This is a genomic window from Paenibacillus sp. GCM10027626, assembly GCF_042676285.1.
Lineage (GTDB): Bacteria > Bacillota > Bacilli > Paenibacillales > Paenibacillaceae > Paenibacillus_Z.
On sequence record NZ_JBHTHC010000008.1, the window covers coordinates 55299 to 80130 of the forward strand.

The 24832-nt window shown below is 49.8% G+C and carries 22 protein-coding genes and 1 pseudogene; 4 read left to right on the forward strand and 19 right to left on the reverse strand.

The features are described from left to right. Positions 1–101: 101 nt before the first annotated feature. The 8 genes from ACFQ0N_RS16670 to ACFQ0N_RS16705 all read right to left on the reverse strand — a co-directional run bounded on the left by ACFQ0N_RS16670 (position 102) and on the right by ACFQ0N_RS16705 (position 7163). Positions 102–731, reverse strand: a complete 630-nt coding sequence (locus tag ACFQ0N_RS16670) for an SGNH/GDSL hydrolase family protein (protein ID WP_379328086.1) — start codon at positions 729–731, stop codon at positions 102–104. A gap of 26 nt (positions 732–757) precedes the next feature. Further along, positions 758–1798: a succinylglutamate desuccinylase/aspartoacylase family protein gene (locus tag ACFQ0N_RS16675; RefSeq protein WP_379328087.1), complete on the reverse strand. Its 1041-nt coding sequence runs from the start codon at positions 1796–1798 to the stop codon at positions 758–760. A 22-nt stretch (positions 1799–1820) separates the two neighbouring features. Further along, a complete protein-coding gene (locus tag ACFQ0N_RS16680; RefSeq protein ID WP_379328089.1) occupies positions 1821–2699 on the reverse strand; it encodes a dihydrodipicolinate synthase family protein in 879 nt (292 codons plus the stop codon). A 33-nt stretch (positions 2700–2732) separates the two neighbouring features. Beyond that, positions 2733–3716 carry a Gfo/Idh/MocA family protein gene (locus ACFQ0N_RS16685; RefSeq protein ID WP_379328091.1) on the reverse strand — a complete coding sequence of 328 codons (984 nt, stop codon included), beginning with the start codon at positions 3714–3716 and terminating at the stop codon, positions 2733–2735. A gap of 26 nt (positions 3717–3742) precedes the next feature. Further along, entirely contained in the window at positions 3743–4828 is a 1086-nt protein-coding gene (locus tag ACFQ0N_RS16690; RefSeq protein ID WP_379328093.1) for a threonine synthase, read from the reverse strand. A gap of 70 nt (positions 4829–4898) precedes the next feature. After that, positions 4899–5636, reverse strand: a complete 738-nt coding sequence (locus ACFQ0N_RS16695) for a FadR/GntR family transcriptional regulator (protein WP_379328095.1) — start codon at positions 5634–5636, stop codon at positions 4899–4901. Beyond that, positions 5603–6283, reverse strand: a complete 681-nt coding sequence (locus ACFQ0N_RS16700; RefSeq protein ID WP_379328097.1) for a FadR/GntR family transcriptional regulator — start codon at positions 6281–6283, stop codon at positions 5603–5605. The genes ACFQ0N_RS16695 and ACFQ0N_RS16700 overlap by 34 nt, the downstream gene beginning before the upstream one ends. A 79-nt stretch (positions 6284–6362) precedes the next feature. After that, the gene (locus ACFQ0N_RS16705; protein WP_379328099.1) at positions 6363–7163 is read right to left on the reverse strand and encodes an SDR family NAD(P)-dependent oxidoreductase; all 801 of its coding nucleotides are present in this window, start codon (positions 7161–7163) and stop codon (positions 6363–6365) included. 551 nt (positions 7164–7714) lie between these two features. Here ACFQ0N_RS16705 and ACFQ0N_RS16710 point away from each other — a divergent pair. Together ACFQ0N_RS16710 and ACFQ0N_RS16715 are read left to right on the forward strand one after the other, a co-directional pair. Next, positions 7715–8532: pseudogene (locus ACFQ0N_RS16710) on the forward strand (DUF2515 family protein). Next, positions 8519–8911 carry a CBO0543 family protein gene (locus ACFQ0N_RS16715; RefSeq protein ID WP_379328101.1) on the forward strand — a complete coding sequence of 131 codons (393 nt, stop codon included), beginning with the start codon at positions 8519–8521 and terminating at the stop codon, positions 8909–8911. The pseudogene ACFQ0N_RS16710 and the gene ACFQ0N_RS16715 overlap by 14 nt, the downstream one beginning before the upstream one ends. Positions 8912–9315: 404 nt before the next feature. Here ACFQ0N_RS16715 and ACFQ0N_RS16720 read toward each other — a convergent pair whose 3' ends face one another. The 9 genes from ACFQ0N_RS16720 to ACFQ0N_RS16760 form a co-directional block, all read right to left on the reverse strand. After that, on the reverse strand, positions 9316–9588 hold the full coding sequence (locus ACFQ0N_RS16720) for a type II toxin-antitoxin system Phd/YefM family antitoxin (protein WP_379328103.1): 273 nt from the start codon (positions 9586–9588) through the stop codon (positions 9316–9318). Positions 9589–9665: 77 nt separating this feature from the next. Beyond that, positions 9666–10799, reverse strand: a complete 1134-nt coding sequence (locus tag ACFQ0N_RS16725) for an NAD(P)/FAD-dependent oxidoreductase (RefSeq protein WP_379328105.1) — start codon at positions 10797–10799, stop codon at positions 9666–9668. Positions 10800–10935: 136 nt separating this feature from the next. Further along, positions 10936–12582: a response regulator gene (locus tag ACFQ0N_RS16730; protein WP_379328107.1), complete on the reverse strand. Its 1647-nt coding sequence runs from the start codon at positions 12580–12582 to the stop codon at positions 10936–10938. A gap of 17 nt (positions 12583–12599) precedes the next feature. Then, complete coding sequence (locus ACFQ0N_RS16735) at positions 12600–14408, reverse strand: cache domain-containing sensor histidine kinase (RefSeq protein WP_379328109.1); 1809 nt, start codon at positions 14406–14408, stop codon at positions 12600–12602. A 138-nt stretch (positions 14409–14546) separates the two neighbouring features. Continuing rightward, positions 14547–15803, reverse strand: coding sequence for an AGE family epimerase/isomerase (locus ACFQ0N_RS16740; protein ID WP_379328111.1), 1257 nt, complete (start codon positions 15801–15803; stop codon positions 14547–14549). A gap of 46 nt (positions 15804–15849) precedes the next feature. Next, positions 15850–16692 carry a carbohydrate ABC transporter permease gene (locus ACFQ0N_RS16745; RefSeq protein WP_379328113.1) on the reverse strand — a complete coding sequence of 281 codons (843 nt, stop codon included), beginning with the start codon at positions 16690–16692 and terminating at the stop codon, positions 15850–15852. A gap of 12 nt (positions 16693–16704) precedes the next feature. Beyond that, positions 16705–17640 carry a carbohydrate ABC transporter permease gene (locus ACFQ0N_RS16750; protein ID WP_379328621.1) on the reverse strand — a complete coding sequence of 312 codons (936 nt, stop codon included), beginning with the start codon at positions 17638–17640 and terminating at the stop codon, positions 16705–16707. A gap of 16 nt (positions 17641–17656) precedes the next feature. Then, a complete protein-coding gene (locus ACFQ0N_RS16755; RefSeq protein ID WP_379328115.1) occupies positions 17657–18967 on the reverse strand; it encodes an ABC transporter substrate-binding protein in 1311 nt (436 codons plus the stop codon). Between the two features lie 292 nt (positions 18968–19259). Beyond that, the gene (locus tag ACFQ0N_RS16760; RefSeq protein WP_379328117.1) at positions 19260–19796 is read right to left on the reverse strand and encodes a hypothetical protein; all 537 of its coding nucleotides are present in this window, start codon (positions 19794–19796) and stop codon (positions 19260–19262) included. A 129-nt stretch (positions 19797–19925) separates the two neighbouring features. Here ACFQ0N_RS16760 and ACFQ0N_RS16765 point away from each other — a divergent pair, with 129 nt between their 5' ends. Both ACFQ0N_RS16765 and ACFQ0N_RS16770 read left to right on the forward strand, forming a co-directional pair. Next, complete coding sequence (locus ACFQ0N_RS16765) at positions 19926–20843, forward strand: aldo/keto reductase (RefSeq protein ID WP_379328119.1); 918 nt, start codon at positions 19926–19928, stop codon at positions 20841–20843. A 20-nt stretch (positions 20844–20863) separates the two neighbouring features. Beyond that, positions 20864–21016, forward strand: coding sequence for a hypothetical protein (locus ACFQ0N_RS16770; protein WP_379328121.1), 153 nt, complete (start codon positions 20864–20866; stop codon positions 21014–21016). 308 nt (positions 21017–21324) lie between these two features. On the opposite strand, the gene ACFQ0N_RS16775 is transcribed toward ACFQ0N_RS16770, so the two are convergent. Together ACFQ0N_RS16775 and ACFQ0N_RS16780 are read right to left on the reverse strand one after the other, a co-directional pair. Further along, positions 21325–24144 carry a hypothetical protein gene (locus ACFQ0N_RS16775; protein WP_379328123.1) on the reverse strand — a complete coding sequence of 940 codons (2820 nt, stop codon included), beginning with the start codon at positions 24142–24144 and terminating at the stop codon, positions 21325–21327. 130 nt (positions 24145–24274) lie between these two features. Beyond that, entirely contained in the window at positions 24275–24784 is a 510-nt protein-coding gene (locus tag ACFQ0N_RS16780) for a MarR family transcriptional regulator (protein WP_379328125.1), read from the reverse strand. Between the last annotated feature and the right edge of the window lie 48 nt (positions 24785–24832).

The following is a 24832-nucleotide window of genomic DNA, read 5'->3' on the forward strand; positions in this document are numbered from 1 at the left end:
GTTGTATTTCACAGTATAGCAACGATTGCGCCCGGCCGCCATAAAAACAAAAGCGTATACCTCCTTCCTGTACGGAACGGGACGTATACGCCTCAACACTGTTATTCAGAAATATTTAAGGTGCCGCATAGCGCCTCATATATAAGGACATGCCCCTGCTCTCCGGGATGGATGCTGTCGTGCATAAGCATTAGATGCGCGTTCGTCTGCCCGCCCGTCGCTTCCTCCCAACGCCGATAAACATCGCAAAGCGGCACAGAGCAGGCCGAAGCGGCCTCTCTTACGGCATCGGCATAGCGGGGATACAGCCGCCTGGTCTCAACCGCCTCTTCCCTGATTTGATAGTCGAGCATATTTTGCGTCAGCAGCAGCGCTTCACTGCCCGCTTCTCTGATCCGGTTAACGATTTGCTCCAAATTTTCTCTAAACTCGCCGAGCGGCATTCGCTCTCCGGCAGAATCGTTCATGCCGATCATTACCGTGACGAGATCCGGCTGAAACCGCAATGCGTCACGCGTCAGTCTTGCCAAAATCCCGCCTGTTGTGTCGCCGCTTTTGCCGGCATTCACGACCATAGTACGGCGGTTGTAACGTGTCATCAACCGTTCCGTAAGCTGGCCGACATAATTCAGCTTCCCATGCAAATGATAGTTCTGCTCGGTGATCGAATCTCCGATGCATACAATCAGCGCGTGACCGCCGCTATCCAGCTTGTTCATCGTGTTCAACACGCGAGTATTCCCCCTTCAGCTTTCATTTACGCTTCATGTACAAGGGCAATCGTATAGATCATAGAGCCCGGCGCGATGACCGGCGTACCAGCCAAGCCAACTATAACGCCGTCACAGCTGGCCGTATAACGCTGCTTCACTTCGCCGAACTCGCTGTACAAGCTGCCGATTTCCTCGCCTTGGCTCACCTGCTGCAGCAGTTCGACAACAGGGATAAAGAAGCCCGCTTCATCCGCGGCAACCGATCCGTCAAAATCGCCGTCCCCGGCCAGCCGATAGCGAAGCTTGACGGGAGCAATTGGAGCGGCTGGAGCAGCTGAAGATGCGTGCTGCGCCAGCCAGCGGTCAGGCTCATGCAGCATCTGCAGATGCTGCATTAACCGCAGCGCGCCGAGCCGAAATCGCAGCTGCTCCTCACGCTTGATTCGCCTGCCGCCAGCCGCCTCCGTATACAGCCACGGAATGCCCCGCGAGCCGGCATAGGAAACCGTACGGCCCGGCGCCACCTCTGCATGCCCCCAGAGCACTTCCATGCCAAAAGCTTCCGCCGCCGCTCTGGAGCGCCGCCCTATATCGCTCTGATCATTATGATAATAGCCGACTAGTTCCGCTACTTCATAATACGTTCCCCCGCTATGCAGATCGAGCAAAAAATCGGCTTTGTCGATCAAAGCCTGTCCCAGATGCCAGGCTAGCCGTTGAGTCTGGCTTCCTTCCTTGTCACCGGGAAACTCCCGCGCCAGATTGCGTCCATCCTCCGGGGATAGACGGTCTGCAGCCCGGTAGGCATAGCGGTTCGCAACTGGTACCATCAGCAGCGTGCCGCGTATATGTGCAGGCGAAAGCATGCTTCCAAGCTCGATAATGGTCTGCACACCTTCATATTCATCTCCGTGAACAGCGGCGAGGATAAGCAGAACAGGCCCAGGCTCGCTTCCTTTGAGGAGATGAACAGGCAGTTCCGCGACAGCCCCGTCCGCATCCTCATAGGTTAAAACAAGCTGCTCCTTCACGCCGCCGGCGAATGCATCCAGCTGAAATTGATCCGCTGCTAATCGTGTAATCATCGCAATGCCTCTCCTTCCCCGCTCAGATCAATTTCATATGCTGCATATATTGCTTGACGCGTTCGGCCTGCTGCCCATTGAGCGGCGGGCAGTAGTCAGGATGGAAGTTCCCTGCAAAGCCGAGCAGATTCATCGCATGCGTGAACCCCGGGAAGACGCCGACCTCGACAAATACGTTGCGCAATCCGATTATGAGATCAAGCTGCTGCGCTACCAGCTCATGCTCGCCCGCCTGCAAAGCGGCATACATCCGTTCCGACGTTTCTGCCGTACAGCTGAACATTCCGTCCAGCGTCTTTGTTATTCCATATTGATAAGCTGCATCGAATGTGTCCAGACCGCTGTATATCACTTCGAAGGCGCTATCCGATTCCTGTACATGGCGATACAGCACGCGAGCCAAAGCCAAATCGCCAGTCTTGATGCCGGCAATATTGGCATGCTGCATAAGCTGGATCACAGTAGCTGCTTGCAGTTTGCACTGCGTAACGCCCGGCAGATCATAAAGATAGAGCGGGAATGGCGAGCTGTCCGCAATCGCCCGATAGAAGGCTTGAGCCTCTCCCTGTGAACTTGCAAAATAGAAAGGCGCTGTCGCCACTACCCCGTCCAGCCTCAGCCCCCGCAGCCGCTCGATCCGATCTTGCACACGGGCAATCGAATTATCCATCACGCCGACATATACCGAACGCTGCCCTTTTACCGCTTGCACCCCGATTTCAGCTACTTTGCCATATTGCTCATCCTTAATATTCGGCTGAATGCCCATCGACCCCATAATTAACAAGCCTTCAGCCTTGTGATTCATCTGATCCTCAATATGTTGAACAAAGCTGTTAACGAGCAAATTCCCTTCCTGATCAAGCGGCGTACCCAGCGCCGGATAAAAGCTGTGGCTCATGCTTTTTTCCTCCCTAATTGTAATTGACCTGTTCTATACATCCATCCGAATCGGACGTCCCTCATCACAGGAACGAATGATCGCCGCAGCGACGCGAATAACATTGAGCGCATCCTCAGGCCGCAAAATCGCGGAAGGCTCGCCTGTGCGCACACAATCGATAAAATGGCTCAGCTCCGACACAAGCGGTCCTTCCATCCGGTCATAGACATTGCGCACCGCATATAAGAAAGGATGATCATGCCTAGTTTCCGTACAAATGCTGACCGAATCAGGCGTCTGCATCCGCAATGCTCCCGCATCACCCATAATTTGCGTGAACTGATCCTGCGCTGCCGGCCAGCCTGCCGGGGTAAGCCAGTTGCAGTCGATCATCGCTACAGCTCCGTCCCGGAAGATGAGCATGGCGCAGACCATATCTTCCCCTTCCGCAGAGGAGGAGCTGCGAGCGTATACCTCCACTGGCAGCTCATTCATGACCCACAAAATTTGATCAATATCATGAACACCCAGAATCATAACGACAGGAGAACGCTTGTATAATCCAAAATACTCCCTCCGGTCGCTGCGCCGTGCATAGATCGAACGGATCTTGCCGATTTCCCCGCGCTCGATCGCCCGCTTCATCTCCATATGCCGCGGATCAAACCGGGTCACATGCCCGACCATCAGCAGCCGTCCGCATGCCGCAGCCGCCTGAACCATTTGCTCGGCCTGCTCAAGTCCGCTATCCAGCGGCTTTTCGACAAACACATGGCAGCCTGCCTGCAATCCTGCCATGACAGCCGCATAATGATGCTGCTCCGGTGTCAGCACATCAAGCGCATCCAGCTGCTCGCCTTTCAGCATCGCTTCCACATTCGTATAGCCGCTGCAGCTCAATTCCCGCTTGCACGTCTCTACCCGCTCCCGGTCAATATCGCATACGGCAACAATTTGCACGCCCGGCATTTGCTGCAAGCAAGCAATATGCAGCTGGGCAAACCGGCCAAGGCCGACAATCCCGATCCTTATCATCCTGTCTCCCCCGTCCCTCCGAATACTTACAGCTCGTCAACCGTCTTCAGCGGCACTTCCGCCGCTTTTTTGACGATCGCGCTCATCCGGTCGGCATCCTTGTAGCCAGCCCCGGACACGAGGCAGACAATTTGCTCATCAGCAGCAATGCGTCCCGCCTTTAATGCTTGCACAGCAGACGCCAAAGCAATCGCCCCGGCAGGCTCGCAGAAAATGCCCTCTTTGACCGCCAGCTGCTCCTGCCAATACCATGTATCCTCATCCGGCACCGCTTCGGCAAACCCGCCGCTTGCTCGCAGCGCCTGCAGCGCCTGCGCGCCATCCGGCGGATTAGGCACTTGAATGCCGGAAATTTTGGCCGTAGACGCCCCCGCTGCCGGCTCCGTCAGCCCTTGCTTCCATGCATTCGCCACATTGGCGCATCCGGTTGATTGGCAAGCGATCAATTTGGGCAGCTGCTTCATGGCCGTTTCTTGTACTAAATCGGCATAGCCCTTATAAATTCCCGTCAACAGGCCGCCTCCGCCGACCGGTATAAATACCGCATCCGCTGTCAGCCTTTCCGCCACCTCATAGGCAATCGTCTTGACCGCCTCCATGGCCAGCGGGGCAAAGGCATAAGCGGTAATCGCCAGTTCCCAGTTATGCTGCTCGGCATTTTCCAGCACTTTGCGGAAAACGCGATTGCCGACCTCCGGCTCGAAGCCGAAGTCCTTAACCCGAATAATGTCCGCCTGATGGACAATCATCGGCTCAAGCTTGGAAGCGACAATGTTTTCCTGCACATAGACATGATATTTTACCCCTGCCCGCGCGGCGTAAGCGGCAATCGATCCGCCGGCATTGCCTGAAGTCGTGCCGACACACCCCTTGCTGCCATGCTCCTTCGCAAGCGATACCGCCATCGCCGAAATCCGATCCTTGTACGAGCCCGTCGGATTAAGCGACTCCAATTTAAAATAAAGATTTGGCAAGCCCAGCTCCTGCCCGATCCGAACGCTTTTTACAAGCGGCGATTGTCCTTCACCAAGCGAAACCCGATTATGCTCTGCCACTGCGGGCAAATGATCGCTATATGCCCAGATTCCGTCTGTATTTATGGAACGCAACATCTGCAGCACCTCATTAATATATTATGGTATTACCAATATAATGGCTGGAAGGCCACATAACCTTCCCCGCTCAATACTTTCCTTGTTCAATAATTTTCTGCAAGGGACTTATATGGCGGATCATCGCTTCCTTCGCCTTGTCCAGCTGCCGCTCCTGCAAGCAGCGAACGATCTCAGCATGGTCATTCACAGTGCCGCCGTAGCCTTCCGGAGCGGATAGTCTGCTTTTGCGCACCTCGTCAAAAAACTGCACGATCACCTCACTCAGCTCATAAAAGGTCTGGTTGCCCGTCAGCTTGAACAGTAAACGGTGGAATTCAACGTCCAGCCCGATAATGGATTGCTTTCGTTCTATGGCTGCACGCATCTGCGCCATATTGGCTTCCAGTTGCTGAATACCCGCCGCCAGCTTTGCCGAATCAGCATTCCCTATAATTATCTCCAGCGCTGCCAGCTCCAGCATTGTGCGCGTTTCCAGCAGCTCCTCCATCCGCGACGGGTCCCGCAGCCAACGCAGCGAAAACTGGTTAACCAGATGCTCCACCGAAGCCTCACTTACAAAAATGCCATCCCCGGGCTTTACATGCAGCACGCCGACTGCCTCCAGCGCCTTGATCGCTTCCCGTACGACAGTACGACTCACGCCAGTCAATTGGATCATTTCCTTCTCATTCAGGAACCGGTCCCCCGGCTGCAGCTGATGTTCCGTCATATACTGCTGCAGCTTCTGAATGACGACATCCTTCAGGCTCATTCGCTTCAGCGGCTTCATCATCAGCCCTCCCTCGTCAAGTGTTGTTTGATCCATTCCGCCGCGAGCTCCTTGTCTTGCGATTGCAGTGATTGCACAATTAGCCGATGCTGACGAATCGTCTCTTGCACGCCTGGCATGACGCCCTCTTGCAAATTGCTTGTCTCCACCCAGTGGAAATAGCGATTCACTTCATCCGTTAATTGGACAAATAAGGGGTTGCCAGTGAGCCGCAGCAGCTCCTGATGAAACAAATAATCGAGCCGGATAAACTCGCTTGCCGTCGTCCCTGCCTGTTCAGACCGATCGATGAGCGCCGTTAATCGCTCATAGTCCTCCGCCTTCGCATGCTCAATAATCGGCGCTACCGCAGCCTGCTCCAGCAATACGCGAAATTGCAGCACCTGCTCGAAGCTTTGCTCATCCTGCTGCCATACCCCCATCATCTCATGAAACAATGCGGTAAAATTCGGATCCTGCACAAAGATCCCCTTACCCTGGCGCTTGACAATAAGTCCTAGCCCCTCAAGCGTGCCGAGCGCTTCACGAATGACAGGCCGGCTCACTTCCAACTGCTCAGCCAAATCCCGCTCGGTCGGGAGCCGATCCCCGGCTTTCAATTGATGCTCGGCAATATAGCTTTTAATTTTATCGCAAGCCATGCGGCTTAACATCTGGTATTCATCTTGAACAAACAGTTTCATCGTCCTCCATCACTCTTATGGTATGACCAATTCAGGTTATCATATGGCAGCCAAATGCGCAATGAAGTCCGACCGCAGATTACCAGCTGCTCCAGCCGCCGTCCAGCACCAGGTTATGTCCAGTCACATACTTGGATGCTGCCGAGGCCAAATAGACGATCGCCCCTTGAATATCGGTCTCATCGGCCATTCTGCCCAGCGGCGTCCGCTCCAAGTAACGCTGCAGAAACCCGCCTGCTTTAATCTCCTGCTCCGTATTTTCCGGATTGTAGCCCCCCGGAGAAATGCAATTAACGCGTATGTTGTATTTACCGTAGTAGTTCGCCAGCCATTTCGTTATGCCGACCATCCCCCACTTCGCATACGTGTACTCGATGCCGCTCGTCATCCCGCTATCCCCATAAACCGGAAAATGCGGCCCCAAAATACCTTGGATCGATGAAATATTAATGATGTTGCCCGTCTGCCGTTCACGCATCGTACTGACGACCGCTTTCGTCAGCAGCATCAGGCCGAGCCCGTTCACCTGCTCAGCGGCAAGCCACCCTTCTGCAGTCGTCTGCTCAATATCGGCAAGCCCTATACGCGATACCGAATTGTTGATCAAAATATCAATTTGCTGAAACTCATTTACAATTTGTGCCGTGAAATGTTGAATGCTGTGCTCATCAGCCAAGTCAAGCTGTCTTGCTACTGCGCTCAGCCCTCTCGAACGGAGCGTTTCCGCCTGCCGCTCGCAATTGTCCAGGCTGCGTGAAGCAATGACGACAAGCGCTCCCGTTTCAGCCAAAGCAGTAGAAATATGCGTACCATACAGCCCTGAACCTCCTGTGACGATGGCTACCTTTCCTTCCAAGCGAAATGAATCCATAACATTCATTGTTTTACCCCTTTATAGGTAATATGGTAATACCAATTTTCGTATATAGCGTATTCCTTTTTGTGTCATCTGTCAATAACTATGAGTTATCTGGACACACATACCGCTACATTGACGGCCGCTTCATACAGCAGAGTCTCGCTGCCGTTCGGATGGAACATGATAGTCGACGCTGTCGTATCCGCTTCCACACTCCATTCTACTGCTATTTACTTAAAATCGTTTGGCGAAGCCTTTTGATTAATTCCTCGTCATCAATTTCTAAAGCCCTTAATAAAATAATCATATAGACATCGGTTACAATACCCGTGTCAAACGTTTAAGCCCAAGATCCATCGGGAGATCGGTCTTTTCGAAGGGTTTTATGATCCACTCTATCCCTTTCACAGTATCCATCGTTCCGGCACCCTTCCTCCCGGTAAAAGCATCTTTAGGCTATACATATTCGGCTCCGCTATAGAGAATTCACAAGGGAGGGGGTAGATATCTTTTTTACAAGAAAACGCCAAATAACACCACTTGAAACGATTTGCAAGGAATTAAAGAAAAAAATGAAACACTCCCCTGTTGTCTCGAAAGAGCTAACTTTTTCAGAGCAAGAGCTTTTGAATAGAATTAGACGGATGACCCAAGAGCACAACCTAAATAATGTGACCCGAACAAAAGCCTATCTCGAGTTTTATCTTCGGCATCCTGAAATCCACTGGGCATTTTTAGGCCATATGGTATCACGGAACGGCGGATGGAATATGACCGATCTCAAGGCAATGAACAAAGCTACCTGGAACAAAGGGTCGTTCAAAATCCCCATTATCAAAAAGAAGTATTCAACAAAATCGAATTTCACCTTCAGAACTGGCTCTCATTTAATCAAATTGTTTTTCCTTCGGAAGGTAACCATCTAAAGGGGCAGACTCTTCATCAATTCCAGTCTCTCCATGAGCGAATTTTACTTGGAAAAAGGCTGTATGCCGTTTTATTTAAAAATACGGATTTTCATAGACAGGCCCTGGATTGGGCGAAATGTCATCCGCATACCGGATCAAGGAAAGATTACTGGCCGCATTTATTCAATGATGTAAAAGAAAGTATACCGGGAATTACTTATCCATTAAGGTTAAAATCGTGCCGGCTTCGCAAAGGAGCAAGGAGAATTTACAGCCCAAAACTTGAGTATGCTTGGAAAAATGTCAGCCAGCCGGAAGCAGAACCGGGGGATTGGTTTCATGATGTAACCGTGGTGGGTTATTTAGAGGATGACCTAGAAATGATAGACGGAGAGATTAAGAATGAATACTGTAAAACATTGGAGCGGCTCGAGGTTGCCGCACTTGCCAAAAAAACGATTGACTTTTTTGAACAAAGATAGTTTCGTATGTGCAGTGCTGGCATCATTGCTTGGCACGTATTCGGATCTATATTTTGTCGGTAAAGGGCTATATCATTTTCCTCACAGGCTGCTTCCGGACATCTTTTCGATTCATATCGTCTTCACTTTAATCGGATTGCCGATATTGACGATGGTTGTTCTGTACTGCCTTTCACAAGTGAATAAATGGTGGAGGGCAGGCCTTATCCTGTTGGTTAGCTTGTTGATGCCGATTTTGGAAAAATTAGCAGAGCGATTAGGGATGTTTGCCCATTCCGATCAGTGGATGCACGAATACAGTTTCTTTGGTTATTTACTGTTTTGCACGATCATTTGGGGAGGTTATTCTTGGTTATCCTCGGATCGCCTCCCTTACTAGATCGTCATTTATTGGTGATAACCCGACAACTCAGTAAGCCCGCTTCGGATCGAATCTTTCAATTCCGCTGCTTCCTGCAGAATGGCTTCATTTCCCAGGGCAATCATTCTATGTCACTGAAATCAGCAAAAAAATCAGGCTTCTAAAAATATTGTACGCTTTTAGTACGCCTGATTTCACCTATACTCATGCTATTTTTATTAGCAAAATCGTTTATTTAAGCTGCTTGGTTATGTCCATCTTAGCATACAAAATTCTGTGGATTTCCACAACCCATTCCTTCACAATGTAAAAGACCAGGTACTTATCAATCATACTGCTTCAGGGCTGTTTCTGGACTATATTCGGACAGGCAATCAATCATACCGCCCAAATCAATTCGAGCTGTGGGAGGCAGCTTAATTTTATAGCTTTTCAAGGAGTTTGTTCCTCATTTCAGATGCCACTTCATCAAAATCATACCGAACATCAGTTGTTTGGGCTTCAACAGCTGCTTGTTTCAGTTTCTCATAAATCATAACATCCAACTGCATCTTTTCATACGCTTCAATGCTCATCACAACCATATCGCCATATCCGTTCTTCGTCAGGAATACGGGTTCGGCGGTTTCATGCACCACTTTGGAAATGTCAGCAAAGTTGTTCCTTAAATCAGACACTGGTCTTATATGTGGCATGTTCTCACCCTCTCATGCGTTTATCATAATTTTGTCATAATCACGATAAATGTTCAATTAGATGGAAGCACTATACTTTAACTCTCTCCTTGTTCTACAGCTGCACCCAGACCATAGTCATGCATATCGATATCGGGCTCCATGCCGATTGCCAGCTTGGCAAGCTGATACCCGATATAAGGTCCCATCGTTAAGCCGGAAGCCCCGAGGCCATTGGCCGTAATAAGGCCTTCCCAGCCGGGGAAAGCGCCGATCACCGGAAGAAAACCGGGGGTAAAGGGACGGAAGCCAACTCTTACCTCGTGAAAGGTGCTATCTGCCAATCCCGGCGCCAAGGCCAGGCCCTTATTGAGAATTTCCTGCATGCCGCCTGGAGTTATCCTCGTATCATAGCCTGTGATTTCATCCTCATGAGTTGCTCCTATAACGATCCTTTGATTATCGAATGCGAGCAAATATTGATCGGAAGGAGGCATAATTACAGGCCATGCACCGGTGTCCGACCGATCGTCGACATGTAAATGCATAATTTGCGCTTTTTGAAAACGAACATTAAAGCGAATGCCTAAAGGCCGCAGCAGTTCACCTGCCCAAGCTCCCGCGCAAACAACAGTTTTGTCGGCTGAGTAGCTGTTTCCATTCACAATTACCCCGGTTACGCGGTTGGTGTGAAACTGAATGGAGGCTTCGCCGCTAATAAGGGATGCTCCATTTCTTTGAGCGGAGCGAAGCAGCGCATCGCGCAGAGCACGGCCGTCTACCCGGGCAGCGCCGCTAATTTGAACGGAATGATATCCCTCCCCCAAGAGTGGGAAGAGCGCTCTCGTCGCGCTCTCATTAAGCCGATTAATTTCTCCTATTTCCGGAGCATCCTCCCTGCGCTGCAAAGCTCGCTCCTCCATTTTGCTGAGCTTCCCAAGGTCGTGATGAATACTGAGTGCGCCTACTCTGGCATAGCCTGTCTCCGTCTCCCCCTCTTTGGTGAGCTCCTCGATCAAGCCGGGATAAAAACGCGCCCCCGCTTTAGCCAGCCGATACCAGGCTTGATTGCGCCGCTGTGATACCCAAGGGCAAATAATGCCTGCAGCGGCATCCGTAGCCTGCCCTGTATGTTTACGATCTATAATAAGGACATCTGCCCCCAGCCTCGCCAACTGATAAGCCGTTGACGCTCCTAAAATGCCGGCCCCGATAATTATAAACTTCTTCATCCTTAATCCTTTCTATATCAGCTATTTCTGTCATGCCGGATTAGCCGCATGCAGGGATGGCTGTATTTCTTAGCTTCTTTTCATACAGCTTATGGCGCTCCCGCTCTATTTTTTCACATGCTAGCTTTTCGCAATCTTAACGGCCGTCCCTTTGAACCAGCTTCATCTGCTCCTTGTTCGCCAAAAAATCCCGGTATTCGCCAGGCGAAAGCCCGGTTACCTTTTTGAACAGACGGCTAAAATAATGCGGATTGTCGTATCCGGCCATCTGGGATATTTGGTATACCTTGGCGTTCGTTGTGTGCAGCAGCTCCTTGGCGTAATCAATCCGCAGCTCGATCAAGTAATCGATAAACGTTTGCTCCGTCTCCTGGCTGAACATACGGCTAAAGTAGCTCGGGGAAAGCGCCAAATGATCCGCGACGGATTTCAGCGAAATATCTTCCAGAAAATGCGCCCTCATATACTTTTTTGCCTTTAAAATGACCAGCTTGTCGTCCTTGCGCAGCTCCACCAAGAGCAGTAGATGCTTGCGCAACCCATCGATCCACGTAATAAAGGACGACTTGGACTCAATCTCGCTTACCTGCTGGTATGGATCGCCGAAGCCTTCCCAAATATCGTCTCCCATAAAACGATTGCCGTTGCCGAACGCATTCATAATAAAAATAAGAACATGCCCAATGCCGATCATGCTTTGCAGCGGCAGCTCGTCCATCTGCTCAATACCGGCCGTAAACTGCGCAAGCAGCATATCCGCACGCTCAAGCTGACAGGAGCGAAGCATATCCTCCAATTGAGAGAGTTCCTTTTCGAGCGGCAAGCCGGTCATGACGATCCGCCGCGGCTCCTCCTGCTGCGAAATCATCTCTTTCTGGGCTGTCTGATCCAGCTTGCGCAAAGCTTGCCGATAGGCGGCGCCTGCTTCTGCATAACGATTAAAAACCCCGCTAATGCCAATTGTAATTTGCACGTTCAACACATTTTTGAGCAGTTCCCGAATGTTCGCAGCAAGCCGCGGCAGCATTTGCTCAGGCGCCCCATTATCCAGTGACAAAATGGCGGCAAACAGCCCGGTCCGCATGCTGCATGCCGCCCCCCGGCCAATATGCTGAATAGCATCCTCAACCATATTGATGACCGACTGCTCTCTCAATCCCCCGTCAAGCTCTCCCTCTTCCTCACTCTCCTGCTCTGCCTCTTCGCCTGTCCCTCTGTGAAAAGCGAGACAAGCCAGCACCTGGCCTTCAAACGGCAGCTGAAACAGCCGGCATTCCCTCTCCAGCTCGCCCGGATCGGGCAAATGCCCGAGCAGGACAGACTGGATAAAGCGGCGTTTGAACGAGGATAAATTCGCTTGCCAATTATGCTCCAATTGACGGTGCCGCTCCCGTTCTTCCCGTTCCTCTCTTAGCTTCGCGGCAATGCTGTTCAACATCTGCAGCAGCTTGTCCGGCTCTACCTCCATTTTCAGCAGGTAATCCTCCGCACCCAGCTTCATCGCTTCTTTTACATAATGAAAATCATCATATGAGCTCATAATAATAAATTTGATATCCTGGCCGCTTGCCCGCAACTCCCGCATCAAGTCAATACCGCCCAGCACAGGCATTTTGACATCTGTAATAATAATGTCCGGCTTAAGCTCTTTCGCCGCTTCGAGTGCTTTCCGCCCATTATCGAACTCGCCAACGAGGTGAAAGCCGTTCTCTTCCCAAGGAATCAGCACTTTCATTCCTACTCGGGCCAGCATCTCGTCATCTACTATCATCACCCGATGCATGCCTGGATCAGCTCCCATCATTCATTAATGCTGCCCTTTTCAAGCGGCAGCCGCGCGGTTACGACTGTGTAGATGCCTTCAATACTCTCAGCTGTTAATCCGTACTCTTCGCCGTACGCATGTTTGATTCGTTCATTCACATTGTAAATACCCATTCCGCCAAATCCTCTGCCGCTTCCATCTTTAGGCAGCAGCAGCTGCCCGAGTTGCTCCTGACTCATGCCAATGCCGTCGTCAATTACAGATAATAGACAATAGTGCTGTTCGCTCCGGACTTCAATCGTAATCGTACCCAGCCCTTCCTTAGGCTCGATTCCATGAAAAATCGCATTCTCCACCAACGGCTGCAGCAAAAACTGGATGCAAGAACAGTCCCTCATTTGCTCGTCAATCTGCCAGTTCACTTCAAACTTGTGGCCATATGCCAGCTTCTGTATATAAACGTAATCCTCAATGCTCTTTAATTCATCCTGGACCGTTACTGGCGACTCCTTCCTGCCTGTGCTATACCGCAGCAAGCGGGCCAGAGCATCCACAACCTGCTTAATATTGTCCGCCTTATGAATAATCGCCATCCATCTCACTGTATTTAACGTATTGAACAAAAAATGAGGATGGATTTGCGCCTGCAGCGCTCGATATTCCGCATCTTTCTTTTTAGAATGCTCGGCAATGACCGCAGCGAACAAGGCATTGATGCGTTCCAGCATATAATTGAACGATTTACCCAACCGGCCGATCTCATCATTGCCGACATAGCCTGCCTTTACATCCAGCCTCCCTTCCTGGACGACAGCCATTGTCTGCATCAGCCCTCTAATGGGACGCACCAGCCGGCCGGAAATGATATACCAGACGATACAGGCGAGCAAGATCCCAATGATCACAGCCTCGACCGTGATCGTAATAATATTATGATTGTCCCGGGTCAGCTCGTTAAGCGGAATTAAACCAACGACGCTCCAATCCCAGTCAGCCAGCTTATATTTCAAAATGAGATTTTTCCCTTCCGAATCTTCGATATAGGGACTGGCGCCACTGCTGGAATCAAAAGAGGCAAGCAGCGGCTTTACCCGGTCATAATCAGCCTGCTGCTCTGGCTTGTTGACGATTTCCCCATAATTGTTAATAATAAAAAGCTCACTCTTATACGTATCATCCAGCTTATCTAGCAAATACGTAAAAAACTTGCGGTCGTATTCAATATAAAGCATACCAATCTGCGCGCTATAGTCCGCATCCTTAATTGCGCGATAGACAGAAAGCGTGCTTCCATAGGTTCTTCCCGTCTCTACGCTGTGCGAATCCTTTAGCGAGGCCCACAGCGGTTTGCCATCATAAGCTATCGCTTTACGATAGACAGGCAGCTCCATCATTTGCGTATCGTTAAGAGACAACGTATTCTCATCGACCGCATAGCTGTATACTTCACGCTCATTTGAAAATAACTTTAAAGCAATGACGCTCCGGAACATATTCGATACCGAATAGCCCTGCAGTACCTGATCGACCGCCTCCCAATCCTTCAGCTGTTTATATTTCCCTTGCTTGCTATAATCAGTAATCAGCACCTTCTTTATATCCTTATTTACAAATAAATACTCGCTAAACTGCTTGACATGATTCAGCTCCTTCTCCACACTGCTGCTAATATACCTGACGGTCTGCGAAAAAGAATTGCTCACCTTATCCTTTAGTATGCCAAGCGACAAAAAATACGCGCTTAGCCCGATAATGATCGATGGTACGAACACAACGATTACAAAGGAGTAAAACAGTTTGGCACGTATACTTTCATTCCACCGCAATCGCTTTTGTTCTCCCATGTACGGCCCCCCATCTATAAATAAAGTAATTTTATCGAATCTCGACCGGAAAATCAACAAATTTTTGGAAATCCCGTTTCCAGAAATTGAGTGAGAAGAAGCCCTGTCCGCAATCAGCAGACAGAGCTTTTTCAGCTGTTATAAAGTTTGGAACCATGGCTGATCCTTCGCAATGCCATGCTTCAGCAATAAATGGATTTTCAGCAGCGCTCTCGGCAAATGGAAGCCTGCTTTTTGAAACCCGCCTTTATTGGTCAGCCGCGGCAGGCCCTCCCGATGCAGAACATAATACCATTCGCCATATACCTTATCATGGAACCTGTTCCAGCACCAGTCACTTAACTGGACAAATTTTGCTCCCAATCGCTCATTGCCGGTCGCGGTGGAGGCGAGCAGCACTGCATACAGCGCTTCTGCATGCGTCCACCATACCTTCTCATTACTTTGCAGCTCCCTGCCGGGCACCCAATCCTGGAACGAAGGTTTGCCGCCGCGCGCATCAAGCATATAGTAAATGCCGCCGTATTGCTCATCCCAGCTCCGTTCCAGCATTTTGCACACGACCTGGGCAGCCAATTGTACAATAGCAGGCTTGCCTGCGCGAATGCCTTCCTCCATACAAAACCACATCGACTCAAAGGTATGACCTGGATTAATCAGCATTCCTTCAGCCGAGTCTTCCACATTGCCCGCAAGATCAACCGCCTCATACAAGAGCAGCGAATCTTTCTTCACAAACGTCTCCATAATCGCATCCAGGCAATGATCCCTTAACGGAGCGACCCTTTCCTCGCCTAGCACCTTGCGGACGGCAGCAATCATATTGAGGCAGATCATATAGATACCATGCTTTTTCAGCTTCGGATTCCAGCTCATCGGCGCAACATTCTTCAATTCTCCGGCGAGCACCTTCCGCTCGATATGCCCGAAGGTTTCAATAATGTTCGCAAAATCCTCCGTCGTATTTGCCGCGATCGCAAACTCGCTTAAGCCGAGCAATACAAACATATCGGCAAAAATCGATACCGGTCCTTGAATAACTTCACCTTGACGCGTTAAAATGTAATGCCATTTTCCACCGCCGGCATCGCCGTACCGTTTTATAAATTCCCTCCCCCATATCGCAAGATTCAGCCACTCGGCCCTCTTCTCCACATAATTGTACAGCGCGGAGAACATCCATACCTGCCTGCCGTGCAGCCACATGTTTTTGTCCGTAGACGTCAACTGCCCCTCCCGGTCAAAATCTGTCAAAAAGCCGACAAACCTGGGATCCTTTGTCCGCAATTCCCAGAACGGCATGACATCTTCCAGCAAGTAACGACGGTAACCGGCAGCTAGCTGCTGCTGCACAGACCTGTCATGGATCATAAAGTCCAACTCTTCATTTCGCATATTAGCCCCTTCCTCCTTCGCTAATTGGATGATGAGCGCGCCCGAATTACCCTTTAACAGCACCGGAAGTAAGTCCGGCTATCATATACTTTTGCATAAACATAAAGACAAGCACTACTGGCATAGAGGCCAGCACCGACAATGTCATCATCCCTGCATAATCATGTACATACTCCCCCATAAAGCTTTGGGCGATACCGACCGGCAGCGTCTTCATTTCCTCGCTCCTCATAATGAGCAGGCCGAACATAAAGTCATCCCAGGAAGTTAAAAAGGCATAAATTCCGATCGCCGCCATCCCCGGCTTAATAAGCGGCACGACAATCTCGAACATCGTCCGCAATCTTCCGCAGCCGTCAATTTGGGCCGATTCGTCAAGTGTAACAGGCACAGTATCGAAAAAAGATTTAATAAACCAGATCGTAAACGGCAGTGAATACACAATGTCTGCAAGAATAAGGCCGGCAAACGTGTTGAGCAGACCTAAATCACGGTAAAAAGTAAACAATGATATCATAATGACCGTAACCGGGAATATTTGCACGGAGATAATCGCTGTCATTAAGGTGCTCTTAAACCGAAAGCGATAGCGCGAAAAGGCATATCCGGCAAAAATCGAAATGAACAGCGCGATTGCTACTGTCCCGCCAGCTACGATCACACTGTTTCTAAAGTAAATCAAATGCTTCGTTTCACCGAACAGCTTCAAGTAATTATCCCATGTACCGTCCAAAGGCAAAAAGCTGGGCGGGTAGCTCATTAATGCTGCATTGTCCCGAAAAGAAGAAACGACCATCCAATAGATCGGAAACATAAAGATTGCAATAATAACAGCAATGAGAAGGTACAAGAGCAAACGCTCCATGCGCTGCCTGACCGACTTATCCATCCCTCTCCTCCTCTATTGATCCGCCACATTTCGCTCTGCGTATCGCTTGTACATCCAGGTGACTGTTCCGAGTATAAGCAGCCACACGACGCCAATCGCCGCTCCGCCGCCGAAATCGAATGCTGTGAATGACTTTTGATAAGCTGCAATCGAAAAGGTCGTCGTCCTGTTCATCGGCCCACCGGCCGTCATATTGTAAATAATGGCGAACATTTGAGAATTCGTGATGACCGACACTAGAATAGCTGAGTCAATTACCGGACGAATCGATGGAAGCAGAATATGGCGGAAAAGCTGAAAGCGATTCGCGCCATCCATTTTCCCTGCTTCAAGCAGATCGCTAGGGACCGCCTGCAAGCCGGCAAGCAGCATGACCATCATATACGGCGTCTGCCGCCACAGCGCAGCAATAATAACAGACGCCATCGCAAGCTGCGGGTCCTGGACCCACAGCTGGTTCTCGTTGCTGATCAGACCCAGATGATAAAAAATATAGTTCAGCACGCCATATTGCGGCTGCAGCAGCCATACCCAAAGCAAAGCGGTAACGACCGACGGGATCGTCCATGGCATAAAAAGCAGGGAGCGCATCGCATTGCGCCCCTTTATGTTGCTGTTCAGCAGAAGCGCCACTATAATGGCCAGCATAAACTGAATGGTTACCGTAAAAAAAATATAAATAAATGTATTTTTCAAAAACACAAGCCAATCGCCGCTTGCAAACAAATCGATATAGTTTTCAAAATTGTTCCAGACGGGTGGATTTACATTGGTAAACTTATAATCGAATAAACTTATCCATGCCGCCTTTGCAATCGGGAAAAACACGACAATCGCCAGACAAAGAAATGCAGGGAGCAGGCAAAAGGCTACGAAAATCGCATCCTTCTGCGTTTTTCTGAGCCGCCTGCGTTCGGGCGGCTGTGAAGTGGAAGCCGTGTACTGCATTTTCACCGTCAATCACTCATTTGCCGTATATTTTTGCTACTTTCTTCTGCAGGTCTTTCACGACATTTGCCGGATCTTCTTTGTTAATGCCTACGCGCTGCACCGCCTCGGCCACTTCCTCCATCGCTTTCACAAATCCAGGGTGGCGCACCGGCAATGGCCGCGCTTGCTGAATGGCGTCGATGTAAAATTGCATATGCGCATTTTCCGGTTTTTTATAAAACTCGATTTCCGCTACTGAATCGCGCGCAGGCGAGCGGTTGCCGCCATTGGCATTATAGATCGCCATCCCTTCAGAGCTGCTCAAGTATTCAACAAATTGTGCCGCCGCTTCCTTATGTTCCGATTTTGGCGAAACGCCTAGTGCGTACTCCAGGAAGAAGGCTTCCGGAATGCGTACCATCCCAAAATCTTCGGCGAACTTTTCCTTTTTCGGACTCAAATCGAGCAGGATGCCGTACGCATCGATATCGATATGGAAGCCAAGTCTGCCTTGCGAAAACAGACTGCGCAAATCTTTAATTTCCAGTCCGGCAGGAGTCACCTCGTTGTCGAACAGCTTCCTCGTCTCGGTCAGCGCCTTCACAACTTCTGGCGTATCCAAAGTGACATTGCCGTCCGCATCCGTCAAGTCGCCGCCCTGCTCCCAAATATACGGCAAATAATAAAAGCCGGCATTGAATAACCGCTTACTCTGGATGCCCATGCCATAAATCGTATTGCCGCTCTCATCCTTGCCTTGCTTGGCAATTGCCGCCGCTTGCTCACGCAGCTCGGCAAGCGTAGCAGGCGGCTTGCTGATGCCGGCCTTTTTCAGCAATTCTTTATTGTAATAAATGACACTGGGAGCCGGCGTCCATGGCGCTGCTACAAGCTTGCCGTCATAGGTGACGTTCTGAATAATATTTTGATAGAAGTCCTTCTTGATGTCTTCAGACAGCAAATTATCCAGCGGCTCCAGCGCCCCGGCTTCATACATCGTGCTTGTCCATGTCCCGTGCAGCACCGATACATCCGGCGGCGACCCTCCCGCATTCATGACAAGCAACTGGTCAAGCATTTGATTAAACGGCACCCCGATGCTCTTGATTTTAATATTCGGATGCTTGTCCTCAAAGCCCTTAATCATTGCCTCGTAACCGGCTTTGGTTGCGGCTTCAACAGTGCCCCAGTTGACGAAAGTAAGCTCGATTTGCCCGTCATTCTGTTTTACAGCCGTTCCGTTGTTGCCTTCAGCCGGCGCAGGACTTTGGGAACAAGCTGCAAGCATCAGCGCCATTACACTAATACCGGCTGTAATCTTCACTTTTCCAAGCGTCTTTAACATCAAATTCCCCCTATCGTCTCTCAATATCTACCATTATATCAATCTGATGGCAATGGCAAAATAAAGCGATCCCGTCATTCCGTTCACTTTATTTGGAAAACAACTACGCTCACCCATATGGAGAATGATTGTCCAGGTATCAAAATTACTTTTTTTGACTTTTGCTGCACTATTATGACAAAATCGCAAAAAGATAGTCCACATCAAAGATAACCAAACATACGCCCAACTACAAATGGAACGAATGTTTGGTTATAAGTGACGAAACTTATTATTTATTGAGCTGTTCCTCTCATGCGTCTTGCGTTCCGCCAATGTGAATGCCAACTTTGCCGCCGAATCCGGCCAGGTTGCCGCCAAGGTCAAGGCCGGCGCCGTTGGCTCCAGCGTAAGCGCCTGTCTGCAAACCTGCCCCATACTTTCCGCCTACCTGCCCGCCAACATGGGCACCGATGCCATGTTCGCCGCCGATTTGTCCGCCGGCATGAACGCCTGCTCCATAATCGCCACCGAATTGTCCGCCAGTATGAAAGCCTATTCCGTTGCCTCCACCTATGTGCCCTCCTGCATGAAATCCGGGCCCATAGGCGCCTCCTACCTGACCGCCTGTCTGGAAGCCCAGGCCATTACCGCCGCCAAGATGACCCCCTAAATGATAACCTGGTCCATAATTGCCGAAAAGCTGACCGCCAAAATGAAAGCCGGGACTATTATTGATCGGCTGACTTTCCAGCGGGTAGATACCATTGTACGGCTGTGGATATGGATAACCATAATAGTAGCTTGGCTGTGCAAAGCGGTGACATGTACACATACAACTATTGAACATATTTTAGCCTCCATTCACTTCGTTGATAACAGACTATTCAGCACTCCCCCATCATGACACTCGCCCTATCAAGAAACTTGCTCAAAACGGATAAATCAATTATGCTACGTGAAAAGGAGGGATTACATAATGAAATATCGCACACTAGGCAGTACAGGCATGAACGTTTCTGTTATCGGCGTCGGCACCTGGCAATTCGGCGGAGAGTGGGGCAAATCATACAGTCAAGCGGAAGTAAACAGCATACTGGATACAGCCAAATCAGCGGGCATTAATCTGATTGATACCGCCGAATGCTACGGCGATCATTTATCCGAATCGCTGATCGGCGGTTACTTGAAAACGGCAAATCGGCAGGATTGGATTGTCGCCACCAAATTCGGCCATAAATTCCACAGCCACCTGAACCGAACCCAGCACTGGTCGGCGCAAGAGGTGCTCAAGCAGTTGGAAAGCTCGCTGCAAGCATTGCAGACCGACTATATCGACCTGTACCAGTTCCATTCCGGCACAGATGAAGTTTTCAATAATGACGAATTGTGGACGATGCTGGACAAGCAAGTGCAAGCGGGCAAAATCCGTCATCTCGGCCTGTCTGTCGGGATAAAAAATAATCAGCACCAAACGGATACGGCTTCGCAGGTAGGCGCCGAAACGATCCAGGTCGTCTACAACCGGCTCGACCGCCAACCCGAGGAAGGCGTCTTTCCCTCCTGCCTGCGGCAAAATCTCGGCGTACTGGCTCGCGTTCCGCTGGCCAGCGGCTATTTGAGCGGCAAATACAAACCAGGCGCCGTATTCGGCGAAAACGATGTGCGCAAAAGCCACGATCAGGAGGCGGCAGCCGCGCGGCTGCGTCAAGTGGAGGAGATTCAGCGGCAGGAAGTGCCGGCCGGAGTCGATATGGCGCAATGGGCGCTTGCCTGGTGCTTGCGGCACGAGGCAGTAACCTGCGTCATCCCGGGCTGCAAGGACGAAGCCCAGGTGCTCGCCAATGCCGCCGCGTCCGAGCTCGTCTCCGCCGAGCACCGGCAAGCTGCGGAATAGCACTTAGCCGGAAGACGGAAGTGCCGTTTCGGCTGCCGCTCGCTATGGCGCTTGGTTTCGGCAAGCGCGGGCCAAGCAGCCCCGAGCGGACCGGGCATGAGCGGACCGTAGATCCGTTATCTGTGAACAAATGCGCCCAACGGCTGGTCCGCGGACCGTGGTTCCGTTATTAGCCTCAAATCGCCCCATTAACCCGGTAAAATCAACGAATAACGGATCCTATGTCCGCGAGAGCTCCGAATGGACACGTTTTCGGCAAAATAACGGATCGTATGTCCGCATGACTCAAAGTTGGCCGCTCCCGCGACAAAAAATCGTTGTCCACAGAAAATCGACAGCCTTCGTAGACCCGTTATTGGCCGCAAATCGCCGCGAAAACCTGCAAAATCCACAAATTACGGATCCTATGTCCGCATACCTCAAGGCCTCTGCCTGGCTAACCAGCAGCGTTTTTTTCTTCAGACTAGCAGATTGCGCTGTGCTAGTGCAAGGCCAGCTTAATATCGCTCACTTCCGGGCTTGCCTGCCCGTTCTTCGTGTAGAGGCCAATGGCATATTGCACATGGTCAAAATCACCTGTAATTGCCTGTTCAGACGACACTTCGGCCCAATCGTTCCATGATTCTGCGCCCATCGATCGTGTTCGTAACCACGCCTTCACATCTGTCTGCTTTGGTTTAATTTCATTCCACTGCAATACCACAGAAGTAGTTCCCTGCTCCACTTCTATTTGATCGGATAACAAATAACCATGCGGAATTTTCGGCTGATAGACCTTCTGCGAGTAAGTGAAAGCTTCCGCCAGCTGACTCTCGGCATCAAGCTTGACAGGCGCAATTAACGTTCCATAATGGGACGCTGTTTCTTCATTAAACATGTAAAGCCGGATGTCCTTTGACTTTAACCCTCCAAGTGTACTTTTCCTTATTTTGAATTCAATCTCATCACCTGTTGGCGCTTTTTTATAGCTGACCTTTGAAGTGCCTACCCATTCCCATCCTGCCTCATCCTTGTCATCTGCTGCAGACTCGTTCCAGCGGTAAAGTCCATTATTCAGCAGCCGATATTTCGCCCCAAAGCTTGTATTCCACCAAGAACCTTTATAGCCGCTCGCATTGCTGGTATCCGAATCGATATAAACATTGTAGAAGTTATTGGAAACTATATTTTCGTAGTCGCTGTAATCCAGCTGCCCAGCCACTTTATATCTAATATATAAATACTTACTGTCGTCTGTCACCCAAATTCCTTGAGTGTTAACATCATCGCTAAGCTGCAGCCTCCATAGATGTGATGAGCCCCAAAAAGCAACTCCCTGCTGCAAGTTGCCGGCTCCGTCTGCCGCTGATGCTTTGCCGCTCAAGACAAGCTTGACTTGAAAAGCTTTAAATTGCTGTCCGCCTGATCCAGAAGGAGCTGCAGACCACTCGGACCAGCTGCCGTCATCATGCTGATATTTGATATAGTATTCTGCTTTCCCGTCACCGCTACTATTCCAGACCGTCTCATCCATGCGGTTGCTATAGTGATATTGATCTGCTCCAACAACCGGCCCTACCCAAGTGCCAGTTCCATCCTGCTCCAGCTCGATCCACTCTTGATCATCATGTGCAACAAGCTTGAGATTGTCGGCGGTACCGCTTGCAAACGAGCCGGACGTCAGCCCCCAATATTGCTGATAAGCTCCATATGCACCTTCCGAATTGGCGTATAATTGATCTGCATCCGCCCAATCGGACATATCTCCGTCGATCGTAACCGGCCTGCTATAGTAGTAGGCTGGTTCATCTCTAATGAGCGAAGCGGTATGGGAGCGATCATTAATTTTGGCAGTTGCTCCGGTAAAATAGCCGGTAGTCTCATTGCCATTCTGCTCTTTTTTTAGCAGCATCCCCAGCGGCTCTTCCAAAATCTCATAATGAGTCACTTCCTGCATCATCGGCTGGGCATAGTTCCAAGCATAGAAATCATGGATAAGCGAGCTAAAATAAGTGTATCTCATTTTTTCCAGGTCTGTTTTCTCCCCATAACTATGGGCAAGAATGTTGACTGGGCGATCAGCAGCCGTATTTTTCTTCGCAAGGAGATATTGGAGCTGGCTATTATTGTTGTTCCACATATATGGATTGTCATCCGCAGCGCCGTTTGACCGCTTCATGTCCCAGTAAGGATACACGTAGTCGAAGGATAACAGGATGCGATCAATCCGCAGCTTGAGTGCTCCGTCGAACTCAAATCTCAGCTTCAAATATTTTGATTTCTGTCCGATCCCGTCCCAGCTCTCCGGCTCCCCCTTCCACAGCTTCGGCAGCTGTTTCCAGGACAGTTCACTCCAATCCGCCTCAATAAATGGCAATGAATCTCCAATCCAAGCGTGAATGCTGACCGTTTCGTCATTTCCGCCTTCACCAAACCATTCTGTATATACCCAATCATACTGACCCCGCATATCTGCCGGACTGACGATTTCATCCAACTCAATGATCTTCTCGATCGCTCCCTTGCTTCCGCCTTCGATATGGTCGCCAGCATTGACCGCCGTCCCTTCAAAGGTCCAATCGTCAAATCTTCTACCATATGTAACTGCGCCATCCTCGCTTTCCTGCCTGGCGGCAGGCGTCGACGCATCCCAGCTGATTTGTTTCGTTCCCCAATAGCTCTGAAAACTTTCCCACAGATAATAATCGCCCAGCCCGGCGAACGCTCTTGTACCATTAATGACACTCTCCATACCTAGCGAGCGAATATAATCGGTCAATTCCTGCAATCTCGTATAGAAACGCTGCTGCTTGGCTTCATCCTGCGAGTATGACGGATCCCAATAGGCGATATCGCATTCATCGAGAAAGACACCGTCCGCCAATCCCTGCTCCTTGAACTGCTTTACTTGCTCTTTCGTCTCCGCCATAAATTGATCGGTATCTGCAAAACGGCTGCCAAAATAAATATATTGAAAAATTTTCGTGCCTTGCGCCCGCGCCTTCGCGACACTATCCGGATTGCGATCAAATACGATCATAAAATCGTAGACCGAATAGTCAGGTATGCCGCTATATTGCAACTCCCCATAGTAAACGGCAAACTGATGCAGCGGTTTATAGGCAGTATCAAGCGTGTAGCGCTCTTCCCTGCTTGCAGTTAACCCATGAAGCGTCACATTGCCCGCAAGCCTGTCCTCCTGACCAGGACGCTGCGCTTGCTTTTCAAGCTCCCGCTGCGGATTATTGATCAAAAGTATAATTCCGATGCTGGCCGTTACTGCCAACAAAACTGTCAGCGAAATCAAAACATTTCGTTTCACAAATGGACCTCCTATGGATGATTACCCACATTATATACATATAACCACAATATACCAACCCCTTTTTCACAAAAAAATTGGCCCAGCTTGTCCATACGCAGTTACGTATCCACAGCTGAACCCATTTTAGTTACACTTCAAAACCTACCTCTGCTGTCAGCTTTCGCTCCCATTCTTCAGCCATATCCTCATAATAGCGTTGAATAAATAAAACTTCATCCTCAGTATATCGCTCCAAAAAACGATAAAAGCGCTCCTCCTCCTGCTTGTGCAGCTTTTCATGCAAAATAAACAGCTTCTGCCCTTTTAAGCTTAAACGGTAATAAATCTCTTTGCGGTTGTTGTTCAAACGAATCCGCTTAATAAAGCCGTCCTCCAAAAGCTTGGTACTAATTTTTGTAATACTCGCTTTGGACAGCTCCATCTTCTCCGCGATTGCTGTATTGTTGATCGGCTCATTGTTGCCAATGCAATCGATGACGTGAATGCTCGTTATATTGCGGGGGCAGTTCTCAATTCCGGCTTCATCCGCACGCTGCAGAAAGGTTGTAATTTCCCTGCTCTCATATTGCTCCCGCAAATGTGAAATTTTCCAATAAAGGCTGTAAATATGCCGTCTTGTAGCCTCCGCTTGTTTCATAAGATGAACAAACTCCTCTCCTGTGAATAATGTTTACCAGTAAACATT

Excerpts from the sequence above, each read along its gene's own strand:
- ACFQ0N_RS16675 (WP_379328087.1), bottom strand. The coding sequence starts at position 1,798 with ATGATTACACGATTAGCAGCGGATCAATTTCAGCTGGATGCATTCGCC.
- ACFQ0N_RS16680 (WP_379328089.1), bottom strand. The coding sequence starts at position 2,699 with ATGAGCCACAGCTTTTATCCGGCGCTGGGTACGCCGCTTGATCAGGAA.
- ACFQ0N_RS16685 (WP_379328091.1), bottom strand. The coding sequence starts at position 3,716 with ATGATAAGGATCGGGATTGTCGGCCTTGGCCGGTTTGCCCAGCTGCAT.
- ACFQ0N_RS16690 (WP_379328093.1), bottom strand. The coding sequence starts at position 4,828 with ATGTTGCGTTCCATAAATACAGACGGAATCTGGGCATATAGCGATCAT.
- ACFQ0N_RS16695 (WP_379328095.1), bottom strand. The coding sequence starts at position 5,636 with ATGGATCAAACAACACTTGACGAGGGAGGGCTGATGATGAAGCCGCTG.
- ACFQ0N_RS16700 (WP_379328097.1), bottom strand. The coding sequence starts at position 6,283 with ATGAAACTGTTTGTTCAAGATGAATACCAGATGTTAAGCCGCATGGCT.
- ACFQ0N_RS16705 (WP_379328099.1), bottom strand. The coding sequence starts at position 7,163 with ATGAATGTTATGGATTCATTTCGCTTGGAAGGAAAGGTAGCCATCGTC.
- ACFQ0N_RS16720 (WP_379328103.1), bottom strand. The coding sequence starts at position 9,588 with ATGCCACATATAAGACCAGTGTCTGATTTAAGGAACAACTTTGCTGAC.
- ACFQ0N_RS16725 (WP_379328105.1), bottom strand. The coding sequence starts at position 10,799 with ATGAAGAAGTTTATAATTATCGGGGCCGGCATTTTAGGAGCGTCAACG.
- ACFQ0N_RS16730 (WP_379328107.1), bottom strand. The coding sequence starts at position 12,582 with ATGCATCGGGTGATGATAGTAGATGACGAGATGCTGGCCCGAGTAGGA.
- ACFQ0N_RS16735 (WP_379328109.1), bottom strand. The coding sequence starts at position 14,408 with ATGGGAGAACAAAAGCGATTGCGGTGGAATGAAAGTATACGTGCCAAA.
- ACFQ0N_RS16740 (WP_379328111.1), bottom strand. The coding sequence starts at position 15,803 with ATGCGAAATGAAGAGTTGGACTTTATGATCCATGACAGGTCTGTGCAG.
- ACFQ0N_RS16745 (WP_379328113.1), bottom strand. The coding sequence starts at position 16,692 with ATGGATAAGTCGGTCAGGCAGCGCATGGAGCGTTTGCTCTTGTACCTT.
- ACFQ0N_RS16750 (WP_379328621.1), bottom strand. The coding sequence starts at position 17,640 with ATGCAGTACACGGCTTCCACTTCACAGCCGCCCGAACGCAGGCGGCTC.
- ACFQ0N_RS16755 (WP_379328115.1), bottom strand. The coding sequence starts at position 18,967 with ATGTTAAAGACGCTTGGAAAAGTGAAGATTACAGCCGGTATTAGTGTA.
- ACFQ0N_RS16760 (WP_379328117.1), bottom strand. The coding sequence starts at position 19,796 with ATGTTCAATAGTTGTATGTGTACATGTCACCGCTTTGCACAGCCAAGC.
- ACFQ0N_RS16765 (WP_379328119.1), top strand. The coding sequence starts at position 19,926 with ATGAAATATCGCACACTAGGCAGTACAGGCATGAACGTTTCTGTTATC.
- ACFQ0N_RS16780 (WP_379328125.1), bottom strand. The coding sequence starts at position 24,784 with ATGAAACAAGCGGAGGCTACAAGACGGCATATTTACAGCCTTTATTGG.